Source organism: Brevundimonas sp. GW821-FHT10A07 (genome assembly GCF_059415785.1).
Window position 1 is genome coordinate 174,118 of sequence record NZ_JBWKNX010000006.1, and the last position, 9,370, is coordinate 183,487.

The 9,370-nt window shown below is 69.3% G+C and carries 7 protein-coding genes; 5 read left to right on the forward strand and 2 right to left on the reverse strand.

The window, feature by feature from the left end:
- Nucleotides 1-11 precede the first annotated feature (11 nt).
- Entirely contained in the window at nt 12-995 is a 984-nt protein-coding gene (locus AC07NC_RS07125; RefSeq protein WP_494569068.1) for an aspartate carbamoyltransferase catalytic subunit, read from the forward strand.
- The gene (gene pyrC / locus AC07NC_RS07130) at nt 992-2,281 is read left to right on the forward strand and encodes a dihydroorotase (protein ID WP_494569069.1); all 1,290 of its coding nucleotides are present in this window, start codon (nt 992-994) and stop codon (nt 2,279-2,281) included. The genes AC07NC_RS07125 and pyrC overlap by 4 nt, the downstream gene beginning before the upstream one ends.
- Nucleotides 2,282-2,462: 181 nt before the next feature.
- Here pyrC and ubiM read toward each other — a convergent pair whose 3' ends face one another.
- Both ubiM and AC07NC_RS07140 read right to left on the reverse strand, forming a co-directional pair.
- The gene (gene ubiM / locus AC07NC_RS07135) at nt 2,463-3,644 is read right to left on the reverse strand and encodes a 5-demethoxyubiquinol-8 5-hydroxylase UbiM (protein ID WP_494569070.1); all 1,182 of its coding nucleotides are present in this window, start codon (nt 3,642-3,644) and stop codon (nt 2,463-2,465) included.
- Between the two features lie 69 nt (nt 3,645-3,713).
- Nucleotides 3,714-4,646 carry a glycerophosphodiester phosphodiesterase family protein gene (locus AC07NC_RS07140; protein WP_494569071.1) on the reverse strand — a complete coding sequence of 311 codons (933 nt, stop codon included), beginning with the start codon at nt 4,644-4,646 and terminating at the stop codon, nt 3,714-3,716.
- Nucleotides 4,647-4,773: 127 nt separating this feature from the next.
- On the opposite strand from AC07NC_RS07140, the gene plsY reads away from it, so the two are divergent.
- From plsY to topA, 3 genes are all read left to right on the forward strand, one after another.
- Nucleotides 4,774-5,412, forward strand: coding sequence for a glycerol-3-phosphate 1-O-acyltransferase PlsY (plsY, locus tag AC07NC_RS07145; protein ID WP_494569072.1), 639 nt, complete (start codon nt 4,774-4,776; stop codon nt 5,410-5,412).
- Nucleotides 5,409-6,479, forward strand: coding sequence for a DNA-processing protein DprA (gene dprA, locus AC07NC_RS07150; protein ID WP_494569073.1), 1,071 nt, complete (start codon nt 5,409-5,411; stop codon nt 6,477-6,479). The genes plsY and dprA overlap by 4 nt, the downstream gene beginning before the upstream one ends.
- Before the next feature lie 168 nt (nt 6,480-6,647).
- Nucleotides 6,648-9,266, forward strand: coding sequence for a type I DNA topoisomerase (gene topA, locus AC07NC_RS07155; protein WP_494569074.1), 2,619 nt, complete (start codon nt 6,648-6,650; stop codon nt 9,264-9,266).
- Nucleotides 9,267-9,370 lie beyond the last annotated feature (104 nt).

Consider the following 9,370-nt stretch of genomic DNA (forward strand, 5'->3'; position numbering starts at 1 on the left):
GGCGCGTCTCGATGACCCAGCCCCACGACGTCACCGACCAGACCATTCGCGAACGGCTAGTTCCGTTCCCCAAGGCCCATTTCCTGGCCGCCTCGGACCTGAATCCCTTCGTCACGCCGCAGTTGCTGGACCTCGGCGACGCCTTCGTGGATTTCAATCGCCAGTCGTCCAAGGCCTTGGACCTGCTGCACGGCCGCACGGTGGTGAACCTGTTCTTCGAGAACTCGACCCGCACCAGCTCCTCATTCGAGATCGCCGCCAAACGTCTGGGCGCAGACGTCGTCACCATGCCGGTAGCCTCTTCGTCGGTGAAGAAGGGCGAGACCCTGATCGATACGGCGGTGACGCTGAATGCGATGAAGCCGGACATTCTGGTCATCCGCCACTCGGCCTCGGGCGCGGCGGAGCTGCTGAGCCAGAAGGTCGGCTGCGCCGTCGTCAACGCCGGGGACGGCCGCCACGAACACCCGACCCAGGCCCTGCTGGACCTGCTGTCGATGCGTCGCGCCTTCGGGGATGTGACCAGCCTGACCGTCGCCATCTGCGGCGACATCACCCACAGCCGGGTGGCGCGGTCGAACGTGGCGATGTTGCAGATGATGGGGGCGCGAGTGCGTCTGGTCGGGCCGCCGACCCTGGTGCCCGGCGACGCCGACCGCTGGGGCTGCGAGGTGTTTCACGACATGCGCGAGGGGTTGGCGGGCTGCGACGTGGTGATGATGCTGCGGCTTCAGCTGGAGCGGATGGCCGGCGCCCTTGTGCCCTCGACCCGCGAGTATTTCCGCTTCTGGGGCCTGGATCGCGAGAAACTGGCCTGGGCCAAGCCGGGCGCCCGGGTCATGCACCCCGGGCCGATGAACCGGGGGGTCGAGATCGATTCCGACGTGGCCGACGACCTGGACGTCTCCCTGATCCAGGATCAGGTCGAGATGGGCGTCGCCGCCCGCATGGCCGTGCTGGCCTCCCTGTCGGCCCGTTGGGGAGACGCCGCATGAGCGACACCATCATCGTCTTTTCGGATGCCCGCCTTCTGGATCCGGCCACGGGCAGGGACGGCCCCGCCACACTCATCGTCCAGCACGGCAAGATCATAGAAGTCGCATTCGAGCGGCAGTTTCATACTGAGCTCGGCACAGATTTCGAGATCATCGACTGCGACGGCCACTGCCTGGCGCCCGGCCTGATCGACATCCGGGTCAAGACCGGCGAACCTGGCGCTGAACCGAAAGAGACGCTGAAGTCCGCCAGCCTGGCCGCCGCGGCCGGGGGCGTGACCACCATCGTGGTTCAGCCCGACACCGATCCCGCCGTCGACGACCCGGCGATGATCGACTTCATCCAGCGTCGCGGCGCGGCCCTGAACCTGGTCAATGTCCGTGCGGCCGGCGCCGCGACCAAGGCCCTGGACGGCCAGCGGATGGCCGAGATCGGCCTGATGGACGAGGCCGGCGCCCTGTATTTCACCGACGGCGACAAGGTCATCGTCAACAGCCGCACCCTGCAGAGGGTGATGAGCTACGCGGCCGCCTTCAACGCCCTGATCGCCTGCCGCCCGTCCGACCCCTGGCTGACCGAGGGGGCCGTGGCCGCCTCGGGCGAGCTGGCCACGCGGCTGGGCCTGTCCGGCAGCCCGGCCATAGCCGAACGGATCGGGCTCGAGCGCGATCTGGCCCTGGTCGAACAGACGGGCGCGCGGTTCCTGGTCGATCAGATCTCGACCGAGGGGGCGCTGGAGACCCTGGCGCGGGCGCGGGCCAAGGGGCTGGAGGTCGCGGTCAGCGTCTCGATCAACCACCTGTGCTTCAACGAGGTGGACATCGGCGACTATCGCACCTTCTACCGGCTGGACCCGCCGCTGCGCTCCGAGGCGGATCGTCAGGCCCTGATTGAGGCGGTGCGCGAGGGGCTGATCGACGTGATCACCTCGGCCCACGCCCCCGCCCCCGCCGAGGACAAGCGCCGCCCCTTCGCCGAGGCCGCGCCCGGCGCCGTGGGTCTGGAGACCCTGCTGCCCGCCGCCCTGACCCTGCACCACGAGGACGGGCTGGACCTGCTGGACGTGCTGCGTCCCCTGACCCAGGGACCGGCGGCCCTGCTGGGCCTGGACGCCGGGGTGCTGGCCGAAGGCGCACCCGCCGACCTGGTGCTGTTCGATCCCGGCGCGCCGATCATCGTCGATGCGGACAAGCTGCGGTCGAAGTCGAAGAACTCACCGTTCGACGGAAGACGGTTGCAGGGCAAGGTGATCGGGACCTGGGTGGCGGGGCGGAAGGTTTTCTGACCTTGCTTTCGTCATCCTCCGGCAAGCCGCCTCTTCGCGGCGCAGACCGGGGGACCCAGCGGCGCCGAAGGCGATGCGTCCGCCGCACCGCGTCGAAGTAGTTGGTCCGCGACAGGTTCGCGCTCTCGCGCGCCGCTGGGTCCCCCGGTCGCGTCGCGCCGGAGGATGACGAAAAGTCAGATCACGCCGTCAGCATCCGCTTCACCACCCGTTTGAACGGCGCCGTCGCCTGCCCGGCTCTCAGCGCCACTCCGCGCGCCAGACGGGCCGGGGGCGTCTCCTCTGTGAACAGGCGGACCAGGGCGTTGGTGCCCTGGTACAGCGGCCAGCTGGCGAGGCGGTGGTCGCGTTCATAACGGGCCAGCAGGCGTTCCGAGCCGATGTCCCCGCCGCGCGCCGATCTCACCACCTTGGCCAGCGTATCCTGTCCGCGCAGACCCAGGTTGAAGCCGTGGGCCGTGACCGGGTGCATGCCCACGGCGGCGTCGCCGATCAGGGCGAACCCCTCGCCGACGAACCGGCGGCTCCAGGTCGTGGCCAACGGATAGGCGTGACGCGTGTCGATCAGTTCCAGCCCGGTCAGCCGCCCCTTCAGCCGCCGCTCCATCTCGACTGCAAAGGCTTCGGGCGACAGGCGCATCAGGTCGGCGATGGCGGGGGCGGCCAGGGTCAGGACGACGGAGGAGACCCGCTCCTCGACGTCCGCGACCGGCAGCAGGGCCACGGTCTGGCGATGGTCGAACCATTCGGTCGCGACATGGCGGTGCGCCTGGTCGTGCCGCATCCGGCAGACCATCATCGAGCGGCCCAGCCGGTTCATCTCGACCCCGACGCCCAGTTGGTCGCGCACGCCCGAAAAGCGCGAATCCGCCGCCACGATCAGCTTCGCCCGGATCGCCGTCCCGTCGTCCAGCACGACCCGCCCGCGCGGGGCGGCGCCCTGGACGGCGCAGCTCGACACCCGCCGCCCGGCCATCAGGGTCACGCCCGGCTGGCCTTCCACGACCTCGAACAGGGCGCGGCGGATCTGGTGGTTGGGGATCAGGACGCCCAGCCGGTCGGCGCCGCCGGCGTCGAAGGTCAGGGCGAAGGGCGAGCCGCCGTCCAGCACCCGCGCCTCGCGCAGGTCCGAAATCTCATCCGCCGGCACCTGGTCCCAGGCGTCCAGGCTCTTCAACAGACGGATGGAGTTGTGGGTCAGGGCGATCTCGCGCCCGTCGAAGGCCGGGTCGCGCAAGGCCGCCTCGTCCTGTCCCTCGATCAGAGCAACCGTCAGCCCCGCTCCGGCCAGGGACCGGGTGAAGGCCAGGCCCGCCGGTCCGGCTCCGACCACGGCCACGTCGAACATCAGATCATCGCGCATGCTGAACTCCTGATCTTCCTCCTGCCCTAACTGCGCCGCCAGGCCCTTGATTCAGCGCAAATCGTCGCGTCAGCGCGGGCGGCGGCAGGTCGCGGCCTTGGCGACCTCCGCCCCCAGAACCGACTGGACCGCCAGTGGCGTGTCGGTGGCGATGACGGTGACGCCCTGGCGGACCAGGTCGCGATATTCCGAGACGTCGCCGTCGGCGGCGTAGCGGTCGTCGCGGCGACGGCCCTCGGCGCCCAGGGTGCCGAACTGGACCTCGACCCCCGCCTGACGCAGGGCCGACCACAGGGCGGGGCGTTCCTCGCGCGTGCCGGTCCAGGCCAGGATCTGCGCCGGGTTCAGCCCGTCCAGATCCTCGACGCCGTCCAGACCGGCCGAGATCATCATCTCCGGCGCCAGGGCCGCGACGGCGCGGGCGTCGGCGTCATTATAGGTGATCAGTATGACCCGGTTCTGCGCGCCCGAGCGGCGCACCTGGTCGATCACGGCGCGCGCCAGATCGACCGTGGTCCCGCCGTCAGCCCGCTTCAGGTCCAGACTGGCGATAGCGCCGACGCGGCCGGCGGCGTCCAGGGCCTCGGACAGGGTGGGGGGCGCGGCGTCGGTCAAGGCGCCGTTCGAGGCCTTGAGGCGGGCGGCCTTGACCTGGGGCAGGGTCAGGTCTGCGACGCGGCCTTGTCCGGTCGTGGTCCGGTCCATCGTCTCGTCGTGCATCAGGACCAGATGACCGTCCTTGGTCAGGACCGCGTCCAGTTCAAGGACGGCGCCCGGAATGGCCCGTCCGGTCGCCTCGATGGCGGCGATGGAGTTCTCGGGCTGGTCCATGGCCGAGACCGCCCGGTGCGCCGAGATGGCCACGCCGCCGTCCCTCACGCAGTCGAAATAGGCGGCCATGGCCGGTCCGCCCATGAGGCTCGGGCTGGCGGGAGACGCGCCGACGCAAGCCGAGGTGGACAGCAGCAAAATCAGGGCGGCGGCGGTGGGGATACGGGTCATGGCGCACTCCGGCAAGGCGGGCGGACCTGACCCTGCGTCAATCATTGGGTCAAGAGGTCGGATCGCCCTTGCTCCGCAAGGCGCGCCGACGCATTTTGCCGCAGCATTTCCCGGGGAGAGAATCAACGTGCAGGATCTGGCAGGCCCCGCGATCGGGACCTTGGCGCTGGTTGCGCTGGGCGGCTATCTGCTCGGCTCGATTCCGTTCGGCGTGGTGATCACCCGCGCCGCCGGCGCCGGCGACGTGCGCAATATCGGATCGGGCAATATCGGCGCGACCAATGTGCTGCGCACCGGGCGCAAGGACCTGGCCCTGGCCACCCTGCTGCTGGACGCAGGCAAGGGTGCCGTCGCCCTGCTGATCGCGCGCGCCCTGTTCGACAGCGAGGTCGCGGGGGCCATCGCCGGCGGCGCGGCCTTCCTGGGCCACCTGTTTCCCGTCTGGCTGAAGTTCAAGGGCGGCAAGGGCGTGGCCACCTTCTATGGTCTGCTGCTGGCCGCCGCCTGGCCCCTGGGCCTGATGGCCGGAGCGGTCTGGCTGATCAGCGCCTTCGTCTTCCGCTATTCGTCGCTGGCGGCCCTGATCTCGTCAGCGACCGCGCCCCTGCTGGCCCTGCTGCCGCTCGCCGCTGTCGGCCTGCCGGTGGCGATGCCGATCCTCGCCCTGACTGTCTTCGCCGCCGTGCTGATCTGGGTCCGCCACCACGAGAACATCGCCCGGCTGCTGAAGGGCGAGGAACCGCGCATCGGGGCCAAAAAGGCGTGAGCCTGTCGGCGGACGAACGGTTCGCCCGGCTGCGGCTCGCCCGCACCGACCGCATCGGTCCCGTCGCCTTTTCCCAGTTGCTGGGCCGCTACGGCTCGGCCGTTCGCGTGCTGGAGGTCCTGCCCGATCTGGTCCGCAAGTCCGGTGCTGCCTCCATTCCCCCGCCCGTCGCCAAGATCGAGCGCGAACTGACCGATGGTGAGCGGGTCGGTGCCCGCCTGCTGGTGCTGGGCGATCCCGACTATCCCGAGATGCTGGCGGCGCTGGATCCGCCCCCGCCGATCCTGTGGACCCGGGGTCGGGTCGAACTGCTGAACGCGCCCAGCGTCGCCATCGTCGGCGCGCGCATCGCCTCGGCCGGCGGACAGCGGATCGCGCGTGGGCTGGCGCTGCAACTGGGTCAGGCCGGCCATGTCGTCGTGTCGGGCATGGCGCGCGGCATCGACGCCGCGGCCCACGAAGGCGCCCTGGCGACCGGGACCGTCGCGGTCCTGGGCGGCGGGGTGGACGACGTCTATCCGCCCGAGCACGTCGACCTCTACGCCCGGCTGATCGATCAGGGCTGCGTGGTGTCCGAAAGCCCCGTCGGCGCCCGCGCCCAGGCGAGAGACTTCCCCCGGCGCAACCGCATCATCTCCGGCCTGTCGCGCGGCGTCGTGGTGGTCGAGGCCGAGATCAAGTCCGGCTCGCTGATCACCGCCCGGCTGGCGGCGGAACAGGGGCGCGACGTCTTCGCCGTGCCCGGCTCGCCGCTGGACCCGCGCGCCAAGGGTCCCAACGAACTGCTGCGCCAGGGGGCCATCCTGTGCGAGGGGATCGAGGATATCGAGCGCGCCTTCAACACCCTGCGCACCCTGCGCGCGCCGCCGTCGGAACCCATGGACTATGGCGAGGTGGACGACGCCTTCCTGGACCGGGTCGCCGCCATCCTGTCCCCCACCCCGACGCCGCGCGACGAGATCGCCCGCGCCCTGAACGCCCCCATGGGCCAGGTGGCCGCCGCCCTGCTGGAACTGAGCCTGGCGGGCCGTGCCGAGCTGCTGCCCGGCGGCCTCGCGTCGATATAGTGGCGTCGGTAGAGTGAAGTCTCTTCCGGACTCGCGTTCAATCCGTGATAGTCAGCGCCTGATCCCACTCCCAGATTACGGGCTAGTTTACGGGCGTCCGGCGGCCGGTGCATTGACACATGGCTCCGCTCCAACCACGTTCGCGCCCCTTCCCGAGACCGAACACGCATGAACCTCGTTATCGTCGAGAGCCCCGCAAAGGCCAAGACCATCAATAAATACCTCGGCTCCGGCTATGAGGTTCTGGCGTCCTACGGCCACGTCCGCGACCTGCCGTCCAAGGACGGATCGGTGCTGCCCGACGACGACTTCTCCATGCACTGGGAGGCCGACGCCAAGGGCGCCAAGCGGCTGTCCGAAATCGCCGAGGCCGCCAAGCGCGCCGACCGCGTCATCCTGGCGACCGACCCTGACCGTGAAGGGGAAGCCATCAGCTGGCACGTGCTCGAGGTGCTGAACAAGAAGAAGGCGCTGAAGGACACCCACGTCGAACGCGTCACCTTCAACGCCATCACCAAGTCCGCCGTCCTCGAGGCCATGGCCAATCCGCGCCAGATCGACATGGAGCTGGTCGAGGCCTATCTGGCCCGCCGGGCGCTGGACTATCTGGTCGGCTTCACCCTGTCGCCGGTCCTGTGGCGCAAGCTGCCGGGCGCGCGCTCGGCGGGGCGGGTCCAATCCGTCGCCCTGCGCATCGTCGTCGATCGCGAGATGGAGATCGAGAAGTTCAAGGCGCAGGAATACTGGTCCATCGAGGCCGACCTGAACGCCGACAGCCCGCCCTTCACCGCCCGCTTGGTCAAGCATGCGGGCAAGCGGGTCCAGCGACTGGACATCAAGGACGAGGCGACCGCCGCCGCCGCCCGTGCGGCCATCGACGCCGGCGACTTCACCATCAACTCGGTCGAGAAGAAGCCCGTCCGCCGCAACCCGGCCCCGCCCTTCACCACCTCGACCCTGCAACAGGAGGCGTCGCGCAAGCTGGGCTTCAGCGCCCAGCGCACCATGCAGGCGGCGCAGAAACTGTATGAAGGCGTCGACGAGACCGGCGGTCTGATCACCTATATGCGGACCGACGGCGTCCAGACCACGCCCGAGGGCATCGCCCAGGCGCGCGAGGTCATCGCCAAGGAATTCGGCCCGGCCTTCGTTCCGCAAGAGCCGCGCTATTACAAGACCAAGGCCAAGAATGCACAGGAAGCGCACGAAGCGATCCGGCCGACGAACATCGCCCGGCATCCCGACAGCCTGCGCCTCGAATCCGATCTTCAGCGGCTCTATGAGCTGATCTGGAAACGGATGGTCGCCTCGCAGATGGAGGCGGCCCGCATGGACCGCACCACGGTGGAGATCGAGACCCCGGACGGCCTGACCGGCCTGCGCGCCACCGGCCAGGTGGTGACCTTCGACGGCTTCCTGGCCGTCTATGAGGAAGGCCGCGACGAGAAGCAGAAGGGCGCTGAGGATGATGAGGGCGACGACACCAGCCGCCTGCCCGCGCTGAAGGAAGGCGCCAAGGCCAAGGTCGACACCATCCGCACCGATCAGCATTTCACCGAACCGCCCCCGCGCTATTCGGAAGCCACCCTGGTCAAGAAGCTGGAAGAGCTGGGCATCGGCCGGCCATCGACCTACGCCTCGACCCTATCGACCCTGCGCGACCGCGAATATGTGCGGGTGGACAAGAACCGCTTCTATCCCGAGGACAAGGGACGGCTGGTCACGGCCTTCCTGGAGCAATTCTTCCGGAAATGGGTCGAATACGACTTCACCGCCGCGCTGGAGACGCGTCTGGACGAGGTGTCCGCCGGTCAACTGGACTGGAAGGTGCTGCTGCGCGAGTTCTGGTCGGACTTCCACGCCGCGACCCAGGCCGCCGGCGAACTGCGCACCACGGCTATTCTGGACGCCCTGAACGAGTCGCTGGGCGCCCACATCTTCCCGGCCAAGGAAGACGGGTCCGACCCGCGCGAATGCCCCCTGTGCCATCAGGGCCAGCTCAGCTTGAAGACCAGCCGGTTCGGCGCCTTCATCGGCTGCGAACGGTACCCGGACTGCAAATACACCCGCCCCGTCGCCAGCCCGTCGGCTGAGGACGGATCGGCCGAAAGCGGCGACCGCGAACTGGGCATGGATCCCGAGACCGGCCAGCCGGTGCAGCTGAAGATCGGCCGTTTCGGCCCCTATGTCGAAATCACGCCGCCCGAGGGCGACAAGCCCAAACGCTCGTCCCTGCCCAAGGGCTGGTCGCCCGCCTCGCTGACGCTTGACCAGGCCCTGCGCCTGCTGGCCCTGCCGCGCGAGGTCGGGGTTCACCCCGAGGACGGCAAGATGATCACGGCGGGCCTGGGCCGTTACGGACCCTTCGTCCTGCACGCCGGCACCTATGCGAACGTCTCGGACATCGACGAGGTGTTCGAGGTCGGTCTGAACCGCGCCGTCGCCCTGCTGGCCGAGAAGCGCGCCGGCCGTCCCGGTCGCGGCGCCGCCACGGCTCCGCTGAAGGACCTGGGCGCCCACCCGGAGACGGGCGAGCCGATCCACGTCATGGCCGGCCGCTTCGGGCCCTATGTCAAATCAGGCAAGATCAACGCCACCCTGCCCAAGGGCACGGCGCCCGAAGACCTGACCCTGGAAGACGCCCTGCCCCTGCTGGCCGCCAAGGCCGGCGCCGCGCCAAAGAAGAAGGCCCCGGCGAAGAAGGCGGCTGCGCCGAAGAAGGCTGCGGCTGCGAAGAAGCCGGCGGCCAAGAAGGCGCCGGCGAAGAAGGCCAAGGCTGAGAGCTGACCTCACCGCCCCGTTCGCGCAGGCGAACGGGGAGCAACCATGTCAGTTGATCACGGGCGTCCAGGGCTGATCACGCTTGAGGACGAGGTTTGCGGCTTCGATCA

Excerpts from the sequence above, each read along its gene's own strand:
- pyrC (WP_494569069.1), top strand. The coding sequence starts at position 992 with ATGAGCGACACCATCATCGTCTTTTCGGATGCCCGCCTTCTGGATCCG.
- ubiM (WP_494569070.1), bottom strand. The coding sequence starts at position 3,644 with ATGCGCGATGATCTGATGTTCGACGTGGCCGTGGTCGGAGCCGGACCG.
- AC07NC_RS07140 (WP_494569071.1), bottom strand. The coding sequence starts at position 4,646 with ATGACCCGTATCCCCACCGCCGCCGCCCTGATTTTGCTGCTGTCCACC.
- topA (WP_494569074.1), top strand. The coding sequence starts at position 6,648 with ATGAACCTCGTTATCGTCGAGAGCCCCGCAAAGGCCAAGACCATCAAT.
- AC07NC_RS07125 (WP_494569068.1), top strand. The coding sequence starts at position 12 with ATGACCCAGCCCCACGACGTCACCGACCAGACCATTCGCGAACGGCTA.